This window comes from Maribacter corallii, from assembly GCF_047345415.1.
Classification (GTDB): Bacteria; Bacteroidota; Bacteroidia; order Flavobacteriales; family Flavobacteriaceae; genus Maribacter_C.
In genome coordinates, this window is the sequence record NZ_JBLFEP010000005.1 from 41,322 (window position 1) to 62,141 (window position 20,820).

General features: G+C 36.3%; 19 protein-coding genes. All 19 read left to right on the plus strand.

Going from position 1 to position 20,820, the window contains the following annotated elements; genetic code table 11:
• Positions 1 to 71 precede the first annotated feature (71 nt).
• The 19 genes from ACKWCA_RS17615 (at position 72) to ACKWCA_RS17705 (ending at position 20,734) form a co-directional block, all read left to right on the plus strand.
• The gene (locus tag ACKWCA_RS17615) at positions 72 to 1,016 is read left to right on the plus strand and encodes a glycoside hydrolase family 43 protein (RefSeq protein WP_413979541.1); all 945 of its coding nucleotides are present in this window, start codon (positions 72 to 74) and stop codon (positions 1,014 to 1,016) included.
• 403 nt (positions 1,017 to 1,419) lie between these two features.
• Positions 1,420 to 2,220 carry an alpha/beta hydrolase family protein gene (locus tag ACKWCA_RS17620; RefSeq protein ID WP_413979542.1) on the plus strand — a complete coding sequence of 267 codons (801 nt, stop codon included), beginning with the start codon at positions 1,420 to 1,422 and terminating at the stop codon, positions 2,218 to 2,220.
• Positions 2,221 to 2,406: 186 nt separating this feature from the next.
• On the plus strand, positions 2,407 to 3,936 hold the full coding sequence (locus tag ACKWCA_RS17625; protein WP_413979543.1) for an alpha/beta hydrolase: 1,530 nt from the start codon (positions 2,407 to 2,409) through the stop codon (positions 3,934 to 3,936).
• A gap of 181 nt (positions 3,937 to 4,117) precedes the next feature.
• Positions 4,118 to 4,858, plus strand: coding sequence for a DUF2268 domain-containing putative Zn-dependent protease (locus ACKWCA_RS17630; protein WP_413979544.1), 741 nt, complete (start codon positions 4,118 to 4,120; stop codon positions 4,856 to 4,858).
• 135 nt (positions 4,859 to 4,993) lie between these two features.
• Positions 4,994 to 6,487, plus strand: coding sequence for an amidohydrolase family protein (locus ACKWCA_RS17635; protein ID WP_413979545.1), 1,494 nt, complete (start codon positions 4,994 to 4,996; stop codon positions 6,485 to 6,487).
• A gap of 352 nt (positions 6,488 to 6,839) precedes the next feature.
• A complete protein-coding gene (locus ACKWCA_RS17640; RefSeq protein ID WP_413979546.1) occupies positions 6,840 to 7,358 on the plus strand; it encodes a nuclear transport factor 2 family protein in 519 nt (172 codons plus the stop codon).
• A gap of 295 nt (positions 7,359 to 7,653) precedes the next feature.
• Positions 7,654 to 8,046 (plus strand): DUF1428 domain-containing protein, encoded by a 393-nt coding sequence (locus ACKWCA_RS17645; RefSeq protein WP_413979547.1) that lies wholly within the window; start codon positions 7,654 to 7,656, stop codon positions 8,044 to 8,046.
• 343 nt (positions 8,047 to 8,389) lie between these two features.
• Positions 8,390 to 8,737 carry a hypothetical protein gene (locus ACKWCA_RS17650; protein ID WP_413979548.1) on the plus strand — a complete coding sequence of 116 codons (348 nt, stop codon included), beginning with the start codon at positions 8,390 to 8,392 and terminating at the stop codon, positions 8,735 to 8,737.
• Between the two features lie 68 nt (positions 8,738 to 8,805).
• Complete coding sequence (locus ACKWCA_RS17655; protein WP_413979549.1) at positions 8,806 to 9,273, plus strand: nuclear transport factor 2-like protein; 468 nt, start codon at positions 8,806 to 8,808, stop codon at positions 9,271 to 9,273.
• Positions 9,274 to 9,433: 160 nt separating this feature from the next.
• Positions 9,434 to 10,897 (plus strand): serine hydrolase, encoded by a 1,464-nt coding sequence (locus tag ACKWCA_RS17660; RefSeq protein WP_413979550.1) that lies wholly within the window; start codon positions 9,434 to 9,436, stop codon positions 10,895 to 10,897.
• 141 nt (positions 10,898 to 11,038) lie between these two features.
• Positions 11,039 to 12,748 (plus strand): amidohydrolase, encoded by a 1,710-nt coding sequence (locus tag ACKWCA_RS17665; protein ID WP_413979551.1) that lies wholly within the window; start codon positions 11,039 to 11,041, stop codon positions 12,746 to 12,748.
• A 144-nt stretch (positions 12,749 to 12,892) separates the two neighbouring features.
• Positions 12,893 to 13,732, plus strand: a complete 840-nt coding sequence (locus tag ACKWCA_RS17670; RefSeq protein ID WP_413979552.1) for a helix-turn-helix domain-containing protein — start codon at positions 12,893 to 12,895, stop codon at positions 13,730 to 13,732.
• A gap of 94 nt (positions 13,733 to 13,826) precedes the next feature.
• Complete coding sequence (locus ACKWCA_RS17675; RefSeq protein ID WP_413979553.1) at positions 13,827 to 14,384, plus strand: YbhB/YbcL family Raf kinase inhibitor-like protein; 558 nt, start codon at positions 13,827 to 13,829, stop codon at positions 14,382 to 14,384.
• 248 nt (positions 14,385 to 14,632) lie between these two features.
• Positions 14,633 to 15,007 (plus strand): DUF4242 domain-containing protein, encoded by a 375-nt coding sequence (locus ACKWCA_RS17680; protein ID WP_413979554.1) that lies wholly within the window; start codon positions 14,633 to 14,635, stop codon positions 15,005 to 15,007.
• An 82-nt stretch (positions 15,008 to 15,089) separates the two neighbouring features.
• Complete coding sequence (locus tag ACKWCA_RS17685) at positions 15,090 to 16,190, plus strand: nickel-binding protein (protein ID WP_413979555.1); 1,101 nt, start codon at positions 15,090 to 15,092, stop codon at positions 16,188 to 16,190.
• 386 nt (positions 16,191 to 16,576) lie between these two features.
• Positions 16,577 to 16,768 (plus strand): hypothetical protein, encoded by a 192-nt coding sequence (locus tag ACKWCA_RS17690; protein WP_413979556.1) that lies wholly within the window; start codon positions 16,577 to 16,579, stop codon positions 16,766 to 16,768.
• Positions 16,769 to 17,126: 358 nt separating this feature from the next.
• Positions 17,127 to 17,939, plus strand: coding sequence for a PhzF family phenazine biosynthesis protein (locus tag ACKWCA_RS17695; RefSeq protein WP_413979557.1), 813 nt, complete (start codon positions 17,127 to 17,129; stop codon positions 17,937 to 17,939).
• A gap of 92 nt (positions 17,940 to 18,031) precedes the next feature.
• Positions 18,032 to 20,158: a prolyl oligopeptidase family serine peptidase gene (locus ACKWCA_RS17700; protein ID WP_413979558.1), complete on the plus strand. Its 2,127-nt coding sequence runs from the start codon at positions 18,032 to 18,034 to the stop codon at positions 20,156 to 20,158.
• Between the two features lie 120 nt (positions 20,159 to 20,278).
• Positions 20,279 to 20,734 (plus strand): RidA family protein, encoded by a 456-nt coding sequence (locus tag ACKWCA_RS17705; RefSeq protein WP_413979559.1) that lies wholly within the window; start codon positions 20,279 to 20,281, stop codon positions 20,732 to 20,734.
• Positions 20,735 to 20,820 lie beyond the last annotated feature (86 nt).

The window sequence follows — 20,820 nt, forward strand, 5'->3', positions numbered from 1 at the left end:
AAAATTCCTAGCGGATTTTTCAGGCCGAAATCATGGCCGAAACCGTTATGTAATAATATGACAAAGAACCCATGAGAAAAATAATTTCAATACTTCTTGTACTCACCATGTTAAGTTGTTCAGAAAAAGAATCTGAAGTATATCTCTTTTCATTTTTTAAAGAAAATGGTGAAGATGGTTTACACTTAGCTTCAAGTAAGGATGGTCTAAATTGGGAGGCACTTAATAACAACAAATCATTCTTGAAACCAAAAGTTGGTCAAGATAAACTGATGAGAGACCCATGTATTATCATAGGAGGTGACAATAAATTCCACATGGTTTGGACGGTAAGTTGGAACGAAAGAGGGATTGGGTATGCTAGTTCTACAAATTTAATAGATTGGTCTGAACAGAAATATATCCCCGTAATGCATAATGAACCAAATGCTGTAAACTGTTGGGCACCAGAATTATTTTATGATGAAACCTCTGAGTTATATTTAATATGTTGGGCTACCACAATTTCTGGAAGATTTCCAGAAACAGATGATTCCAATGGAAACGGAAGAAACCACAGAATGTATTACACCACTACTAAAGATTTTGTTGATTTTAGCGAAACTAAAATGCTATATGACAAAGGTTTTAATGTAATAGACGCTACTATACAAAAGGAAGATGACACCTATATAATGTTTCTAAAAAATGAAACAAAACTCCCTAAGGCTGAAAAGAATATTCGAATAGCAACCAGTAATACCCTTACTGATAACTACTCCGAAGCTTCCGAGCCTATAAGTCCTAGTTGGGTAGAAGGACCAACTGCCATAAAAATTGATAACAGATGGATTGTATATTACGATATGTATACTGAAAAAAAAATGGGTGCGGTTAGTTCTCCAGATTTAAAGCAATGGAATAATATTTCAGATAAAATCAGTTTCCCAGAAGGTACTAGGCACGGAACCGTATTTAAGGTAAAGGAGAGTATATTGACCGATATAATATCGTTACTTAGCAATGGTTATAAGTAATTGCTTGTTCTCGCCTGTCTACTAAAGTAGATTTTCCTGTAATGATTGTTGCTATTATTGCTATTTGTATCGGTTGGGTTTGGTGGAGTTATAAAATAGTCAAATGGAAATATTGGGCTTTTTCTCAATTGACAGTTGACGAAAGCTATGAATTACACTCTAAGGCAATCGGAGCTGGACTTATTTGGCCAGCTGGTAGTGTGTTCAATAAAACGTAGATTTGGACAAAACAGGACAAAAATAATTGGACAACACTCAAACCGGAAATTCGTGAAATATTTGAACCTAAAAAGACTGAATAAAAATGACACCTCAACAATGTATAACCGCAAATTAACGCATTTTAACCCGTAACTGACGGTTCTACGAACCGTTGTGATTAATTATAAGAAAACCGAACTAAATGAAAAACCAAACAATACGATCACTCATTATTTTCCTTCTATTCAGCTACAATTTAATTGCTCAAACTAGTAAAAATAATTATCCAGCAACTAGCGAAGAAATTACTATTACAATCGGAAATGATTCGATTGCGGCCTTTGGAATGTTCGCTGCTGGAGAGGAAAAAAAAGAAACGGTTATTCTTCTGCATGGGCTTCCTGGAAATGAAAGAAATCTGGATTTAGCTCATGAATTACGAAGAAACGGTAAAAATGTGGTCTACTTTAATTATCGAGGAGCTTGGGGCAGTCAGGGGGAATTCTTGTATTCTAACTGTATAGAAGATGTAAAAAAAGTGATGGACTTTTTCGACACCTCTGAAAATTCAATAAAATACAGGGTTAAACAAAACTCATATATTTTATTTGGACATAGTATGGGTGGAGGAATTGCCTTATTGAGTGGGGCCAAAGAGGATAGAGTAAAAAAGATAGCAATATATTCACCCGCACATATTGGAACCGCATCACAAGAATTATTGGACTGGGTTTATAATTACACTAAGGGTTTGTTTATGCTAAATGTAAATCCAGATAAATTTTACAAAGAGCTAGTTGACAATAAAGATTCCTTTAATGCTCTTAACCATAAGAAGGAATTATCTCAAAAAGACTTATTGATATTTGACGAAAACGAGAGAAATAAAGAATGGATAGCGCAATTGGATAATGTTGAATACCTTCTAATGAAAACCGACCATTCTTTCTCAGATAAAAGGCTTGAGCTAATTGAGAAAGTTACAGAATGGATAAATAACTAAGCACTACAAAACCTAAACGTAATGCGGACTTTTTGGGCTAAAACCAAAGTTCTACGTATACCTGACGCAGGCAATAAGCTTTAGCGTTCTCTACAAGCATAAAAAACATCACAATTAAACCTTTACATACTTTCATAGTCCAAATAAGAACAGTTAAACCTGAACTAACACTATGATAATCCGATGGTGAATTTTAAATATTTCGTAATCTCAATTGTGCTGTTCCAATGCACATTCATTTTTAGTCAAACTAATGTCCAAAGTAAGGCGACTTCCTCAAGTCAACCTAAAGAACAAAAGCAGTCACTGCTGGAGGCCCACAGTAATCTTATGAAGAAAAACGATTCTTTTGTGACGGCTACCCGTGAAAAGATATTCAGTCAAGAATTAGGGCCCTTTAACTTAATAATTGATTCTTTGGAGCAAACCGTGCTAAAATTAGTTAAGAAATACAAAAGAAGTTCCGAAGAAATAGATTCGAAAACACTAGATAGTCTGCTGAATGAAACAACATTCAAACACAAACGCTATCGGTTGTTGTATCCGAACAACTATCACCGTTTTGCAAATTTTAAGAGAAACGCAGCCGTTTCCAGTGACTATTTTGAAAATGTGATGAAGGGAAGTTTTGATGACCCTTCTTTAGTTCAGTTTAAGGAGTATAAAAGATGTATGAATTATTATTTTGATATTCTTTCTGCAGGAAAATACAAGTTTTCACATCTTGAATATGTCCCTTTAAAACGTTTGGACAATCGTTATGACGCGATTGCTGAATTAGAAGCGCATCAGAGTGTGAAAGATTTTTTCATCAAGGAGCATTTTACTTCCAATATTTGGACCTTTCGTGTGGAGGCTTTTGATTATGCTTTTGCGAGAGCTTTGGAAGATGTCAAAAATGAAGAGTATGTAAAGGAAATTAAGGATACCTACAAAATGGGTAAAAACAGAAGGAAGGATGCCAGCGAAATAAAAGTCTACAAAACGGTAGATGATATTACACTTACTGCCCATATTTTTTACCCGGAAAATCACGATAAAAGTCAAGCAAAACCTGCGCATCTGTTTTTTAACGGGGGTGGTTGGGCGATTGGATTACCTGAATGGAGTTATGGTGTTTGTAAGAGTGCTGCAAAAGAAGGAAGAGTTGCAATCGCTTTCGATTATCGACTTAGAAACATCTACGGTACGGACGTAAAAGCTTCGGTAAGTGATGCGCTATCCGCCATCGCTTGGGTTCGTGAAAATGCGAAGGAATTAGGTATTAAACCAAATAAGATTTTGGCAGATGGTTTTTCTGCAGGAGCTCACTTAGCCTTAGTTTCAAGCATGATTGAAAACAGAGAAGATTTTGGAGTCATGTCAAAATATAGTTCAAAACCAAATGCTATCATTTTAGGTTCTTGCCCTTACGACATTGCTGGTAGAGATGTTTATAACGTTCCTTACAATACAAAAACGATCTCACCTATGTATCTTTTAAAGGAAAATCTTCCTCCCATCATCGCCTTTCATGGTGAGAATGATGATATGGTAGAATTCTCTGAGTTTGAAAAATTCAGGGATGCCATTCAAAAAACCAAGAATAGTTTCACTTGGCGTTCCTATGCTGGTGCTGGACATTTTTATTTTGATGGAGGTCGCCCAGAGGATTCGGATGAAAGAAGAAAACTTACGGAAGAATTTTTGTTGAAAAATGGTTTTAAAATGAAATAAGGCCTGCAAAGTACAATGTGTACAAGTAATAGCGGTTTAAGGTGTAATCCAAACCGCTTTTGCGTTCAATAAGGTATGTTGTAGTCGGCTACTACCCTCATACTCGACCGTTGTGAGCAATTAAAAAATAATCCGGTGTAACCTTTAGCTCTTTTTAGGGTATTCATTATAAAAATGTAAAATGAATATACTAAAAAGTCTTTCTTTAATGATTTCAGTAATATGTTTCTCCTCTTGCAAATCCAATGTAAAGGAATACCCATTTGTGAAGACAGATGTGGTTTTTCAAGAAGGTTCTATCAGCTTTAATGAAACACAAAAGGATTTTATTCTTGAGGTCATTATTAATTCTGAAAAGGAAGTTCGGAAACTTTTGCCAACACTACCGGATAGCATAAAGATTATTGTAGAAAATGTAGATTGGGATCTAGATGCTGTTGAAGGCGTAACCGGAAGAACAGAAAAAAACGCTCCTCCTCTTGTAATGGTTCAAATATCGCATAATTACCAAGAAGGAGTAATTGATTCTATTTATTCTGGTTTAAAAGCGACCATTTTTCACGAATTTCATCACTTGTCGCGTGGCTGGGCCATCCAAGACAATAAATTTGAGCCAGGAATCCCTAACGCAATGGTCAATGAAGGGTTGGCTGTTGCATTTACAGAAATCTATACAGGAAGTAGCTATGCAGCAAATGCCTATACTGATGAAGCTGATAGGTGGGTAAAAGAAATTTTGGAACTGCCGCTCAACGCGAGCTACTCAGACTGGGTAATGGGAGAACATCCTGATGGTAGAACCTATATTGGCTATCGAACTGGAAATTTTTTGATAAGAAAGGCAATGACCAATGCTGATATAAGCATTTTAAAACTAAGTGAGCTAATACCAGAAGAAATAGTAAAACTGGCCGGCTACTAATTCCGTCAAAAACGGCACACAACAAGGTGTAGTTAATCATGGCTGAAAATGAAGCGAAGTAAGCTGAAAATTCAACTAACTGTAACAATCTTAAGATATAGTCGTCTTCAGTCAAGGAACCAAAGAAGATGATTCATGAACAAATTACTAACTATTCTCCTTGCTACAATTTTATTCTCTTGTCAGGAGAGTAAAGAACAACTGAATCTTACCGAAGGTGCCTACATATCCAATGTTACCGTAATCTCAACTGAAGATGGTACTTACAGCCCTTATATAGGTCATGTAGTGACTGAAAAAGATAAAATAGTTTATGTGGGTAAAGATGAGCCAAGCATAAGCGGAACATTTCAACAAATCGATGGAACTGGAAAATTTGTAATTCCTGGGTTGATTGATAGTCATGTCCATCTTCCGGGAGTGCAGGGAATGCTTTCCCATCATATGGAAAAATACCCCGAACTAGCCAATGAGTTTAAAAGCCAAATGCCGCGAAGCTACTTATACTATGGTTTTACCACTTTAATCGATCTTGGAGGCATATATGAAGAAGGTATTACTTCTTTTAATATGGAAAAAGCAAAACCCGATTTATATCATATAGGAAATTCAGGAGCTGCCATTGCAAATGGCTACCCCATGAATAATATACCCATAGCATATCGATTTGAAGCCATGCCAAATTTCATATATATGGAAAGTCAGGCAGAAAATATACCAGATAAATATGACCCTGCCGATCATACGCCCAAAGCAGTTGTCAAGCGTATCAAAAATTCTGGTGCTATTGCTGTAAAATCGTATTATGAATCTGGTTTTGGTCACATGAAGGGGTTGCCCTTACCAACCGAGGATATTATGGCGGAATTGCTTACAGAAGCACATTCCAATGAGCTTGTGCTAACAGTTCACGCTAATTCTTTTGCAGGACATTCATTTTTAACAGATATCGGTGTTGATATCATATCTCACGGGCTTTGGAACTGGGAAGGATATAAAAATGTGCCTCCTGATTCTCTTCCATTAGCGATAAAAAACATGTTAGACCTACAAATTAAAAAGCAAATAGGCTATACGCCTACATTGACTGTAATTGAAGGAGAGGAAGCACTGGTCGATACTGAATTTCTCAATCAGCCTGGATTAAAAAAAGTAGTTCCCAAAAATTTACTTGAATGGTATAAAACGGAAGAAGCGCAATGGTTTGGCAAAAAGATTTTTGGCGAACTTACTGTAGAGGAGATTCACACAATGTATGCCAATGTGCAAGGTCATGCCATGTTAGCTTTGAAGTACCTTGCTGATAATAATGGTCTGATCCTATTTGGCTCAGATACTCCATCTGGCCCGATTTATAGCAATCAACCGGGTCATAATGGAAATTGGGAGCTTAAATTGATGAAAGAAGCGGGAGTTCCTCTAAATAAAATACTTGCGTCTGCTACACTGAATAATGCCAAAGCTTTTCATTTAGATGCTTCTCTTGGCTCATTGGCTATCGGAAAAAAAGCTAATATACTTATGATGGCCAAAAACCCCTTATTGGATATTGAAGCATATGATGCCATAGAGAGCGTTGTTATTGGAGGCAAAATCATAAAAAGAGAAGATTTAGAAGTCAAAGAATAACTGGCGACAACAATGGGGCTATAAGTAATTGCCCTTCTGCCGGTAGGCGGGCTGGCTAGGTCAACCGCTAAACCAAACATCTACTTATAGCCGAGACCGTTACGCACAATTGCTCAACAAAATTATGCTTAGAGGAATTAATTCTTCAATCAGATTCTTAAAGTAAAAAAGGAGCACGATTACGTAGATGACCTTCTTAGCTTGTTTATACAAATGGTTAAATAGACTATTCGCTGAAATCCTTAATTTGAGCATCGTATAATCTTATCAGACCTCATTAGATTATAAACAAAATCAACTTGCTTTACCGTTTAGAATACTTCCATTGTTTAACAAAAGGTTGATTTCAATTATGAAAAGATTAGATTTTATTCAAAAAACAACTTTGCTGGCTAGCGCTGCAAGCGTCGGAAGTATCTCAATAATGAACGCACTTACAAAATCAAATAATAGTAAAGAATTCAAATTCATGGAACAAAAACATCCGAACTTAGATTTAATTCATGCCTTTTTTACTGCATATGGCAATAATGATTCTCTTGGTATAAAAAAAGTGTTAGATAAAAATATTAAATGGCACATACCAGGAGAACACCCTTTAAGTGGAACCAAAACCGGTGTTGCGGAGGTATTGGAATATTTCAAGCAATTAGGTAAAGGTTCTTTCAAAGCTGAACCTATTGTAATGGGCGTAAATGATACCCATGTAATCGACTGTCATAGAAACTGGAGCAATCTTGAAAATGAAGAAAATTTAGATAACATGTCTTGTCTATTATGGAGAATTGAGGACGACAAAATTAAGGAAGTTCATAATTTTCCAGAAAACCAGAAGATTGTTGATTTGTTTTTTAAAAAATTATACGGTTAAAATATGAACTGTTTGTTTACACAAATGGACTTAGCTCGGTCGGCTTTCAGAACGTACCAATCTGCATAAATAGCCTTTGTTTACTTCTATGCATCGCAAAAGGGAGTGACAAAGTCTATAATTGATCCTGACTTGATGATAATCTGCCAAGGTCTGTGTATTTTTAGTATGCCGCAAAATCTCATGGTTTTTGCGTAGCTGAAAATCCTTTGGATTTCTTCTCTGCATTAGTTATTACCCAGCCGTTTTGTAAAAGCTGAAAACTAACGCCGAGTCAAATAAAATAACTAGTGCTATGGAAAACTATATTGACGGATTTGTACTTCCTATTCCACGAACTTATCTGCATGAATACAAAAATGTAGCTGAAAAAATAGCAGAAATTTGGAAAGAGTATGGAGCACTTGCATACTTTGAGTATGTCGGAGAAGATTTAAAATTGGAAGGTGTACGTTCTTTCGTAGAAGTAGTGGATTTGAAAGAAAGTGAAGTTATTGTATTCGGATGGGTCGTTTTCCCTTCTAAAGCGATTCGTGAGAGGGCTAACAAGCAAGTTCCTACCGATTCAAGAATGACGGAATTAGTTGCACCATTGATCAATCCGAAAAAATTAATTTTTGATGCCGAAAGAATGGTCTATGGAGGGTTTCAACCACTCATTCAGTCTAACACCAATGAATCTAAATAGGGTATAATAGTACCCTCTAAATAATAAAAGCCGACAAGCAATAATGGTCATAAGTAATTGCTTCCCTACTTCTAAAAATCCTAGTGTATTTTCAGTTTGGTGCGTTCTAAGTTAACTGCTAAACCACGCAACTTATCCTAGCAGAAACCGTTGAGTAAAATTAAACCAAGAAGTAAAACCATTAATTTGTATTGTTGTTCTCAATTTTTGGGTTGCGGACTAGGTTAGAAAATAATTGCGCTGTGATTCCATACAATTTTTTACTTTTAATAGCTTTTGGAATTTGAGCAAGAGTTGTACTTACAATTTCCAAAAGCAATGTCGGAAATAGAGCACCAGAAGAATGAAATCTAAAGACAAACTTAATAGTATAGCTTACGCTTTAAATGGCATTCTTTTTTTAATGGGCGGTATAATGCTAATTGACGATGGCAAATTGATTTTTGCTACCATACAACTCCTAGCCTCGATTCTAAATATCATGATGGTTTTGAAAATCAGAAAGAAAGGAAAAATTGAAAAACTCAATCATATCATACTCGCTATGAATATCGTTGTCTGCATTTCTGTGGCAGTTGATTATATTTTAGCAAATAAATCCTATATCCAATTTGTTTGGATTTTTGCTGCACTCCTATCCCTTGTTGCGCTAATACTCCAAATGAAAAGAAAAAAAACGTTACCTAACTAGGTATAAATACATTAAAGACGTAGCTTATACTTAAGGTTGGGCTCAACTTAAAAATGAGCTTTGAACATATGAAAATACATTTAAAATTAATAGTTCTTTTTTTCTTCATTTTATGGACGGCCCGTCATGTTATTGCACAAGAAGTGACACCGGCCCATAGGGATTCATTAGAAGTTATAGTGACCAAATACTACGATTTGAACCTCAAAATATTTCAGACGAATTCAACCATCAAGGATATTGATGAAATCTTTGACCTTTTTACAGATGACTTTACATACGTTCATCCAAAATATGGAGGAATATATACTAGAGAGGACTTGTACAAGGGATATGTTCGGAATCAGAAAAATGGGGGATATACCGGAAAAATAGCCGATATAAAAATCGAAAACAAAATCATTGGACTCAACGCCATAGTGGTGGAAAAACGATTTGTGGAAAAAAAAGATGGCGTAATTGAAGATGGAAAAGCAGAAATGACTCTTTTTGAGTTTAGAGATGGAAAAATCTCCCGCATATTTGAGTATTGGTAGCGGAATAAAACTGTGCCCAACAAGGCCATAAACAATACGAGCCTCGGGCTTACCTGCCAGCAAAACCAAAAGCTTTTGCTTAGCGCATTGCTGGAAACCCGTAGGATTTCTACGCCGCACTAATCATAGCCGAAACTTTACAAACAACTATAGAACCTAAATGAAAGAACTCTTAAAAATTCTGATTCTTACCGTATTGATTTCAGGCTGTTCTGAGGAAAAAGAACATATTGACAAACAAGCAGAACAATTCACTTCAGAGCTCATAGAATTAAAGGAATATTTTAAAATTCCTGGGCTTGCTGTTTCTATTGACAAAAAGGGAGAAAATATTTATCGAGAATTTTTCGGTGTATCGGATATAGAAAATCCCACTAGTTTAGATGCTACAACTTTATTCCCAATTGCTTCAATAACCAAAGTCTTTTCTGGAGTTTTGGTTATGAAACTCGTTGAGGAAAAAAAACTTTCACTTGATGAATCAATCAATAAATTCTTGCCGAAACCTGTTTTTGGGGATTCAATTTTAGTGAAACACATTTTATCACATACCTCACAAGGAAATGTAGGAGAGAAATTTTATTATAGTTCAAGGTTTGGGCTTCTAACAAATGTAGTCGAACAAACTACTGGTAAATCTTTTGCAGAAGTAATGGAAAAGGAAATCTTAATTCCTTTAAAACTTAAAAACACATTTTTACTGAAAGACTCCACTCAAATTAAAAGAATAGCCAAACCTTATATCTTGGATAATGGCATAGAAACTGGTTTTATTGATTATGGCTATTCGTCTTCGGCTGGGATCGTTTCAAATTTAGAAGATTTAGCCGTTTTTAACAACGCATTGGACAACAACCTAATCATAGACAAAAAATCGAAAGACTTTATGTTCTCCTCCTCTAGTGAAGGATTGCCATACGGATATGGAATTTTCAATCAACAATTTGACACCCTAAATATGGTTTGGGCTTACGGACAATATGATTGTTATTCCAGTCTGTTATTGAAAATTCCATCTGAAAATATCACATTGACCATACTAGCAAATAATAACCTTTTAAGTGACCCAGCCAGACTTATTTATGGGGATGCCACATCATCTTTGTTTGCTCTCAGTTTTATGAAAAACTATATACTGGGACTGACTGAAATGCCTTTGTTTGAAAAACCGGATGCTATATCTGAAACACTTTTAAATGTAGAATTGCATAGAAAAAAGATATTGGGGCAAGCGCTCGCAGAATCGTATATGGCCAGATTTGACCCAGAAAAATTAAAGTCAAGCGCAAAACTATTAAATCACGTCTTTTCTGAATACCCAAACTATTTAGAGTATGCCGATTTAAATCTATTACATAATCTTACCTTTCTAAAAGATGTCGCCTTCCATATGGAACTTGGTGAGTTTAATGATTTTGACACTCAAATAGAACGTATTGGAAAAAAATTGATAGCGGAAGAATCAAATAATCCTTATGCACATATGTATCTGGGAACATTCTACGATAGAAAAGGAAAAAAAGAAAAAGCCAAAAACTACTTTGAGAGTATCGTAAATGCTAAGAATTTTTCTAAAAATTGGTATACAAATGAAGCTCAACAATGGTTAAATGAAAATAAATAATTCTCTGTTACAAGGGGGTTTAAGTGACAAAACAAGCGTATAAACGTAAAACAATGTTTAGTAAAAAATCGAAAGGTTTTTTAAGTAAGAATCCATTACTACTCCTACAGGAGACCGTTGGCAATAATTAAAACAATTCATATGAAACAAAAAATCCACTTACTGCTAGTTTTAGTAATGTCATTACTATTCTCCTGTAAAGACAATGAAAAAATGCAACTAGAAAACAAAGCAGTTGTATATTTTGGAGGTGATATCATCACTATGGCCGGGGATAACCCTGAATATGCAGAAGCCATTGTAATCAATGATGGTAAAATTCAGTTTACGGGCACATCAGATGAAGCCATGAAAATTGCCGGTTCAGGACATAAAATGATAAATCTTGAAGGAAAAACACTATTACCAGGTTTTTTAGATGGTCATGGACATTATATAAATTCACTAATGGTTGCCAATCAATGTATGTTGTATGCGCCACCTTCAGGTCCAGGTTCAGATGTTGAAAGTATTATTGCCACACTCAAAAAATTTGCAACAGATAACACTATTAAAAAAGGAGAAATGATTACTGGGTATGGTTATGATGATTCCGTAATGCCGAATGGTCGACTTCTTAATAGAGATGATTTGGATGAAGCCTTCCCTGATAATCCCGTGAGAATTGACCACGTCTCCATGCATGGAACGGTATTAAATAGTAAAGCTATGGAATACTACGGAATAAATGCTGAAACAAAAACACCCCCAGGTGGAATAATCGTTAGAAAGCCAGGAACAAATGAACCTTACGGTTTAATTATGGAAACTGCATACAAACCCATAGCGGAAAAGATTGAGAAAATGTCTTTGGAGCAGGAGATTGAAGCGACCAAAGCTGGGCAAATGTTATATGCAAAGGAAGGAATAACTACAGCTCAAGAAGGGTTTACTCTTATAGACAACCTTAAAACAATAAAAGCAGTTTCCGATACCGGTGCTAATATTATTGATGTTGTTGCCTACCCCTTCGTTACAGAAATTGACACATCATTAGAACTTATTGCTAAATCTGAATGGTTAAAATATACTAACAACTTCAAAATTGGCGGAATTAAAATAACTATTGATGGATCTCCTCAAGGAAAAACAGCAGCTTTTACTTCACCTTACTTAAAAGGGGGACCAGCTGGCGAAAAAAACTGGTATGGAGAGCTTACATTCCCAAAAGATATCGTTAACAAAGCGGTAAAGCGTGTTTACGACTTAAAGGTTCCTCTTATACTTCATTGTAATGGCGATGCTGCAATTGACACTTTCCTTGAAGCATATGAGTATGTTCGTAACGATGATACGGAACCTTGGAATGTGACAACTATTCATACACAATTTATGAGGAAAGATCATATACCAAAATTCGTTGAATATGGTATACGGCCTTCATTTTATACATTACATACTTACTATTTTTACGAGGCTCATCTTTCAAATCGAGGTTTGGAACAAGCACAATATATAAGCCCTATGCGTGATGCTATTGATGCAGGTTTAAAACCAAGTAACCATACGGATTTCGTAGTTGCTCCTCTTGACCAAATGTTTATGCTGTATTCTGCAGTAAATCGTATTTCAAGAGCAGGTTCTGAAGTAGGTTCTGATCAAAAGGTTACTCCATATGAAGGTCTTTTGACAATGACAAGGTTTACAGCGGAACAATACGATGAGCTAGATTCTAAAGGTACTTTAGAAAAAGGTAAAAGAGCAGATCTAGTTATACTAGACAAGAACCCTTTAAAAGTCAATCCGTTAAAGATTAAGGACATCACTGTAGTGGAGACTATAAAAGACGGTAAAACAATCTTTAAAAAGTAACCGTTGCCAACAACGTATATAATTTAATGCTAGATAAGGCTTGCTTAAGAAAATCCAAAGGATTTTGCATTCGGTTTGTGTTTGCTAATTTCGGTTCATAAACACGTAACGAAATCATATACAAAACTGTTGTTAGAGAACCCAATGAAAACAATTACACTGCCTGACGAATTAAATTTAAGTTCTTCTAAGTCTATTGTAATTTATGACTATGAGAGTATTACTGAAATATCAAAACAACAAGTTTTATTGAATAAAAATACGTTTAGCTTTCTTCAAAAAGGGACTAAAGAAGTGTTTTTTGATAATTCGGCACACGCAATAGATAATTCTCAATTTTTATTAATGAAATCTGGGCATTGTTTAATGACGGAAAAGCTCTCTAACGAGTCAGCGCACTATCGTAGTGTACTATTTTTCTTTTCTGACGAAGAAGTTTTTAAATTTTTACGAAAATTCAAATTAGAAACTTCCAATTCTAGACAACTGTACTCGATACATTCGTTCAATTATGATTCATTTATCAAAAGATTTGTTGAAAGCCTTTTAAATATATCGGAACTTTCTAAGTCGATTCAAGAAAATATTCTGAAAACAAAACTCGAGGAAATATTGCTTTACCTTATAGACTTCAAAGGGGTAGACTTCATTTACTCCTTGATTAACAATAGTGATAATCAAAATCAAAAGTTCATACAAACAATTGAAAACAACAGACTTAATAAACTTACAATAAAAGAGCTTTCATTTTTATCCAATATGAGTGTGTCGACTTTCAAAAGAGAATTTAAGAAAAACTTTCATAGTTCACCTAGCAAGTGGTTTCAAGATAAAAGACTCGAACATTCAGCTTTTCTGCTAAAAAACGAATCAAAAAGACCTTCAGATATTTTTGAAGAAATTGGGTATGAAAACTTATCCAATTTTATTCAAGCTTTTAAATCAAAATTCGGAGTTACTCCAAAACAGTACCAATCAAGTTGAACTTTTATCAATACTTTTTGAACTTTTCTGATTAACACAAACCCTAAATTGCTCCCTAGATTTGCATCATAAATTAATAATCAAAACAAATATTATGATAAAATCATTTCAAATCTTAACAGTATTAATTGCCTTATCAACCTCTGTTTTCGGCCAAAATACATTTACTTTATCAAGTAAAGACCTAGGAGGACAAGCTACAATTAACGAGGAATTCAATGGCTTTGGGTGTCTTGGCAAAAATAAGTCCCCACAGTTGTCTTGGAAAAATGCCCCAGAAGACACTAAAAGTTTTGCTATAACTATGTACGACCCTGATGCTCCTACAGGCAGTGGATGGTGGCATTGGGTTGTATTTGATATCCCGGCAAGTACTAATGAGTTAGTATCAGGAGCTGGCAATACGGAACTAAATCTAACACCTGAAGGTGCTATACAAAGTATAACAGATTATGGCGCAAGTGGTTATGGTGGGCCTTGTCCTCCAGAAGGACATGGTTTACATCAATATGTAATTACAGTTTACGCTCTTAAAACGGATAAACTTGGATTAAACGAAAGTACAAATCCTGCCGTAGTTGGATATTACTTATGGAACAACACATTGGCTAAGGCCAGTATTGTGACTTATTATCAAAGAAACAAGAAGTAAAAACAGTCACTAACAAGGTATAAAAGTAATAACGGTTTGGGTGTACACTCAAGCCGTTTTTGTATCTAAATAGTTAAAGTATTATCCGAAAAGTAGTTGCTTAGTAATCCGTTACAGCTCTTATACTATTCGCTACGTACAAGCCTAAATAAACATTGAACCAAAATTGTGATTTTTTGGACTAAAAGCATAATTGATTGATTATGAACTGTTTTAGTTTTGAAGTATTAATTCTTAAAACATTTATAATGAAAAAAATCAAATTGGTTTTAGTCCTAATTGTGTTTACGCTCAATTATGCACAAGCACAACAAAAAGAAAATGAAACAATTAAAAACAATGACACTATGAAAACTTATGTTATCGAACGTATTATTCCAGGAGCAGGAGACTTAACAGCAGAACAACTAAAAGGAATCTCCCAAACATCGTGTTCTGTCTTAATGGAAATGGGACCAATAATCGAGTGGCAACATAGCTATGTGACAGGCGATAAAGTTTATTGTGTTTACAAAGCAAAAAACAAAGAATTAATTGAAGAACATGCTGAAAAAGGAAATTTTCCGGCAAATTCAATAAGCGAAGTCGCAGCAACTATCAGCCCGGTAACAGCAGAACAATAGCAGAACATTCCATAAACAAGAAATTACCAAAATCATGGTGTTTCTTGTTTTATGAAATTAGTACCTTACAAAAAAACATGTTATGCCAATATATATGGACTTTCACGATTTACCCGATGGAGTAACAGCAGCGCATGTTGCCGAAATGCACCAGGCAGATTTAAAAATTGAACATAAATATAATTGTCGTGGTTTAACTTATTGGTGTGATGAACGTCGACAAACTGCATTTTGCTTAATAGAAGCCCCTAACGAACAAGCAATCGTAGACTTACATCAAAAAGCGCATGGTGCTGTTCCACAACGAATTATTGAAGTAAACGACACAATTGTAGAATCCTTTTTGGGTAGAATTGAAGATCCGGAAAAGTCGCAAAACACAAAACTTAATATCATAAACGACCCCGCCTTTAGAACTTTAATGGTAGTTAGCATAGGGAAGAAAAACTTACGAAAAGAGGGCTATAAAACTTTAAGTGCTGCCATTCGCGGATATCATAAATCAATTACTAATATAATTAGTAAACAAAAAGGCCGTATCGTTAAAGAAAAAGCAAATAAGTATTTGATGTCTTTTGATTCAGTCACCAATGCAATCAAAAGCGCCTTAGAAATTCAAGAAATCTATAACCCCGTAATTACTCCTGATTTACAATTTCAAATAGGCATTAGTGCTGGTATACCGGTCACTATTAAAGAAAGTATTTTTGAAGACACAATAAAAAAAGCTAATTATTTATGCTATCTAGCCGGTGAAAAAATTGCTATTTCAAAAGATGTTAAAGATTTGTATGAAAGCGAGAATCGACAAAATTCTAAACATGAAAATAATGTATTTAATGTACTAAATTCAACGGATGAGGAATTTGTGGTGAAACTAATGCAGTATACTGAAAAGGTATGGTCATATTCAAATATTAATGTTACCGATTTTCATAAAAACCTTGGCTATAGTAAATCTAAACTTTATAGAATCATGATGTCCGTCATAGGTATGTCTCCAAATGGTTTTTTAAAGAATTATAGGTTAAATATGGCTATTGAATTGTTAGAAAAACAAGAGTCGAATATTTCAGAGATTGCCTATCAAACTGGATTTAGTAGCCCCACTTATTTTTCTAAATGTTTTCAGGAAGAATATGGAATTTTGCCGTCAAATTATCTAAAGCTGCAATTGACATAAGATAAAAATACCCAAACAATATGATTTCCAATTAATGCAAGCCTATTCAGGAAAAGGCACCAGGTTACAACGTGTATAATTAGTGCTCTACTTCTACTCCAATTAAAACTTATATCTTTAAACTACTGATTTATTGCATATCCTTAAATTCTGCAGATTCTGGACCACGCAAATCCTATACGAACACCTGGCTGCAAATTAAACACTCAACCCCACTAAAAGAAAGAAACCGAATTAAATGGTTGGTAATAGACCACAACAATGATAGAGAAAAGAACGATGCTCAAAAAAAGGAAAGAGCACAAAATTCAAAAGTTGAAACTATGACTTAACTTTGGGCTGGGCTAGTCCACATTCGTTCGAAGACGTACAATCAATCAATTGGTTTGGACCTGTATGGAGCGGATAGCTATGTTATTGCTGCCCGATTGGGCTTCAAAGAAGTAACAAGAACATATTTACAACGATTGCTAAAGGCACGTTCAGAAAAATGGATTCCCCCTACGATTCTTTTCTCTATCTATTTTTCCTTAGGAGAAAATGAAAACGGATTGCAATCGCTTTATCAAGCAGCATAAGAGAATGACCCAGGTTTACACATAATCTCGGTGCTTCCGCTATGGGATGACTATACGAGTACTCCAAGCGTTAATGCGGTTTTATCCAAATGGCAAACAGATACAAATTTGCCATAATATCAATGCAAAAAACAGAAGTTTTTGACTTCTTTAAATCGTAAGCTATTCTCCAAATTTTGAACTAAATTGAAGATTGCTAAACAAGAGGTTAATAAAGTATTAAATTAATACTTTGGGATTGTTCAATCGGAAAATCTGCCCATTTTAAATATGTCTGGTGTGCGGTGCGAAATCCTATGTATGCCTAACACCGCTCTAATATGAAACGTTAGGCGCCAATTAGAGACAAGTAATAAGAATGAAAAATATAGAAACATATATAGTTGATTCATTTACTGACCAACCTTTTAAAGGAAATCCGGCAGGTGTTTGCATAGTACCGGTTGAACTTTCTGATTCGGAAATGCTTTCAATTGCCAAAGAACTAGGATTATCAGAAACGGCATTTATTGGAGAGCTCAATGAGAATAATGAATATCCGATCAGATTCTTTTCACCTGTCATGGAAATACCCTTATGTGGGCATGCTACTCTTGCCTCCTCTAAGGTTCTTTTTGAAAAAACCGCGCAAAACTCATTCACCTTCGTGAATATTCAGAACTTGAAATTACCAATTGAACTTAATGACGGGTTTATAAAAATGAGATTCCCAATTTATGGAACAATCCCTACTGAAGTCCCATTTGAATTACTTAAAGCACTTGGAATCGAAGAAGTGAATAATAGCGTGTATAATGCTGAAACCAAAATAGTGTTACTTGAAATTCAGAGTGCAGAAATATTGAAAGATTTAACTCCCAATTTTGACAAGCTAAAGAAGTCACATAAAGAGATTAACGGAGTGCTTATAACTGCACTTTCCACAAAGGCGGAATTTGATTTTGAGTCAAGATATTTTTGGCCTTGGAGCGGAACGAATGAAGACCCTGTAACCGGGGGAACACATACTTTTTTGGCAAAATACTGGGGAGATAAATTAAAGAGATCGAAGATGAATTCTTTTCAATGTTCTGAAAGAGGTGGGTTTATGGAAGTTGAGTTACTCAATGAGGAGCAAATGACGATAAAAAGCAAAGCTCAAATTGTTTTGAAAGGAAAACTAATACTATAAACCGGTGCTAACCTTTTGGATAGTGCATTGCACGCTGCGGAATGTTACGATATTATACACGGGGCCTTGTAGCCAATTAAAACCGAATGACCATGGTTGACTATTTTGGAAGGTATTGCCTAATCGTTATTTTATTGCTAGGGGTATCGTGCCGTGACAAGACTCCTTCTTCACCATTTGTCAAAAAAAAACCAGTTGAAACTACCCTTTTCGGTGATACCCGAATTGATGAGTACAGCTGGATGCACAACCGAAACGATACGGCTGTTATTGCACATCTCGAAAGGGAAAATGCATATACTGACGCTATTATGGAGGGTAATTTGGCTTTGAGGGATAAACTGTATGATGAGATAAAATCAAAAGTACCAGAAAGTGAAGAATTTCCGCCCGAAAAAGATGGTGAATATGAATATTACGACCGAGAAGAAGCCTCTTTAGAATACCCTATCTACCTTCGAAGACCGTTAGATGGAGGAAAGGAGGAAGTTGTTCTCGACATTAACGTCCTTGCCAATGGTCATGAATATTATAATGTAACCCATCATGCGGTAAGTCCCGACGGAACTTTGGTGGCCTATCTCGAAGACACCAATGGCGATGATCTGGCCGCATTGCGAATTCGTGCTCTAGATGGTTCTTTTGACCGCCTAGTTCAACCAGAGAAGGTCTCGGCTTACGGTCTGGCCTGGAGTCGAGACGGTTCTACACTATATTATACACGACCAGACAAGACTCAGCGCTCCAGTGAAGTCTGGAGTCACCAGTTTGGTAGAGACCCTGAGACCGACAAATTGTTATTTCAAGAGAAGGATGGCAAATTCTGGGTGGATTTAATAACGGCGAGATCTGGCGATTGGATCTTCATTCATTCCTTCGCAGATGATGCCTCGCACATTCTGGTCATCGACGCGATAAATTCAGGAGCCAATCCACGTGAAATTGTTAGCCTGCAGGATAGCGTTCGGGTTACCGAAATCGAACACCTTCGGACAGGTGAAAATGATGGATGGTTTTATGGTGTTAACGATGGTAATGGCGCCCGTGATGGTCAACTTGTTAGAAGAAAAGTAGTAGCTGAAGAAAATGACAGTTGGGAAGTGTTGGTCCCTGAACAACCAGGCGTGCAAATTCGAGCCTTCGCTGTGATTCGAGACTGGCTTGTATTTGAAGAACGAAGAGATGGGCGGCGAGTAGTCAGGGTCGCCCGCCACGATGGCAGCGAAGAACATATCATACAGGCTACTCCTAGAGCTGGCTTTACCGCTTTTCATCTTGGCCCGGAATACGATAGAGAAGATATTTGCCTGATAACCTCTGGACCATTGTCTGCTTTTACGGTGCATAGATATAACCCTAGCACCAGGAGTTTGACAACCATTTATCAGCGCAAGCCAGCTTACGATGTCGATAAATTAGAGGCAGGGGTTATTTTCGGAACGGCTACTGATGGAACAAAAATTCCAGTGACCTACCTGAGACCAAAAAATGCGCGCCCTGATGGTAGTTCACCTACCATACTTACCGGATATGGTGCAGTTGGTGTGATTATGGAGCCGGGACATGATGTCTTTAGGGAGTATGCCAGTTTAGTTGAACGGGGTTTTACCATTGCCATTGCTCATCCTCGGGGTGGAGGTTATTACGGCAAGCGCTGGCACGATGCAGGAAAATTGGAACGTTCTGGTGTTACCTTCAGCGATTTTGTGGCAGCTGCTGAAGGCATGTTCAATGCCGGATTCACCTCACCAAACAAACTTGCACTTGTGGGGGGTAGTTCTGGCGGACTTCTTGTCACGGCAACAATTAACCTTCGGCCCGATCTCGCCAAGGTCGTGGTTGCCCAAGTGCCATTCGTAGACTGCCTAAATTCAATGCTGGACCCAACCCTTCCAGTGACCACTCTAGACTATCCAGAGTACGGAAATCCGAAAGAAGAACGCTATTACAAATCGATCAAGTCCTTTGCTCCCTACGAGAATATTGGTGAATTTGATTATCCCGATATTCTAGCTATTCAAGGGATTAATGATGCACGGGTTGCATTCTGGGAACCTACCAAGTGGGTAGCACGCATTCGCGAGAAACGAAAGGATAAGGACGGGCTTACTTTGCTTAGAATGAATATGGGGGCAGGTCATACAGGGTCAAGTGCAAGAAACGATGCTATTATGGAACAGGCGGAATGGCAGGCCTTCATTCTGGATAGAATAAATTGAGTGCCTTAGCTCTATGAAAGACGCTATAAAAATGACAGCAATAAAACCCAAAGGCAAGTGCATCCTAAGCGATGCTACTGCTAAAAGTCAAACCGTTGGACATAATTTAAACCAAAACCGATGAATAAAATTGAAACTAGATTAAATGAGTTAGGAATTCAACTACCGGAAGTTCCTAAACCAGTTGCGAATTATGTTCCTGCGAAGCAAGCTGGGAATCTGATTTATATAGCTGGACAAATTCCTGTTGAGAATGGAATTGTCAAAAAAGGAAGACTTGGAAAAGATATAAGTTTAGAAGAAAGTAAATATGCAACGAAACCTTGTGCAATTGGTTGTTTAGCGGCAATTAAAACACTTTGCTCTCTAGACAAAGTAACTAGTATTGTTGCTATGCATGGATTGGTAAATTCTACTTCGGAAAATACTGAACAAGCTGATGCAATGAATGGTGCTTCCGATTTTATTGTGGAAGTATTTGGGGAAATCGGAAAACACACTCGAACAGCAGTTGGAGTTAGTGTGCCTCACAATATTGCAGCTTCCGTTTATATGATAGCAGAAGTAGCGAATTAAAAAACCATGCACAACGAACCCTAAAATTCATTGCTCTTTCGTCCGTAGTTATCTGATTTTTAACTAATTAAAGCATCTAACCTTGG

Excerpts from the sequence above, each read along its gene's own strand:
- ACKWCA_RS17670 (WP_413979552.1), top strand. The coding sequence starts at position 12,893 with ATGAAAACAATTACACTGCCTGACGAATTAAATTTAAGTTCTTCTAAG.
- ACKWCA_RS17645 (WP_413979547.1), top strand. The coding sequence starts at position 7,654 with ATGGAAAACTATATTGACGGATTTGTACTTCCTATTCCACGAACTTAT.
- ACKWCA_RS17650 (WP_413979548.1), top strand. The coding sequence starts at position 8,390 with ATGAAATCTAAAGACAAACTTAATAGTATAGCTTACGCTTTAAATGGC.
- ACKWCA_RS17700 (WP_413979558.1), top strand. The coding sequence starts at position 18,032 with ATGGTTGACTATTTTGGAAGGTATTGCCTAATCGTTATTTTATTGCTA.
- ACKWCA_RS17630 (WP_413979544.1), top strand. The coding sequence starts at position 4,118 with ATGAATATACTAAAAAGTCTTTCTTTAATGATTTCAGTAATATGTTTC.
- ACKWCA_RS17705 (WP_413979559.1), top strand. The coding sequence starts at position 20,279 with ATGAATAAAATTGAAACTAGATTAAATGAGTTAGGAATTCAACTACCG.
- ACKWCA_RS17615 (WP_413979541.1), top strand. The coding sequence starts at position 72 with ATGAGAAAAATAATTTCAATACTTCTTGTACTCACCATGTTAAGTTGT.
- ACKWCA_RS17640 (WP_413979546.1), top strand. The coding sequence starts at position 6,840 with ATGAAAAGATTAGATTTTATTCAAAAAACAACTTTGCTGGCTAGCGCT.
- ACKWCA_RS17695 (WP_413979557.1), top strand. The coding sequence starts at position 17,127 with ATGAAAAATATAGAAACATATATAGTTGATTCATTTACTGACCAACCT.
- ACKWCA_RS17655 (WP_413979549.1), top strand. The coding sequence starts at position 8,806 with ATGAAAATACATTTAAAATTAATAGTTCTTTTTTTCTTCATTTTATGG.
- ACKWCA_RS17635 (WP_413979545.1), top strand. The coding sequence starts at position 4,994 with ATGAACAAATTACTAACTATTCTCCTTGCTACAATTTTATTCTCTTGT.
- ACKWCA_RS17685 (WP_413979555.1), top strand. The coding sequence starts at position 15,090 with ATGCCAATATATATGGACTTTCACGATTTACCCGATGGAGTAACAGCA.
- ACKWCA_RS17675 (WP_413979553.1), top strand. The coding sequence starts at position 13,827 with ATGATAAAATCATTTCAAATCTTAACAGTATTAATTGCCTTATCAACC.
- ACKWCA_RS17665 (WP_413979551.1), top strand. The coding sequence starts at position 11,039 with ATGAAACAAAAAATCCACTTACTGCTAGTTTTAGTAATGTCATTACTA.
- ACKWCA_RS17660 (WP_413979550.1), top strand. The coding sequence starts at position 9,434 with ATGAAAGAACTCTTAAAAATTCTGATTCTTACCGTATTGATTTCAGGC.
- ACKWCA_RS17620 (WP_413979542.1), top strand. The coding sequence starts at position 1,420 with ATGAAAAACCAAACAATACGATCACTCATTATTTTCCTTCTATTCAGC.
- ACKWCA_RS17680 (WP_413979554.1), top strand. The coding sequence starts at position 14,633 with ATGAAAAAAATCAAATTGGTTTTAGTCCTAATTGTGTTTACGCTCAAT.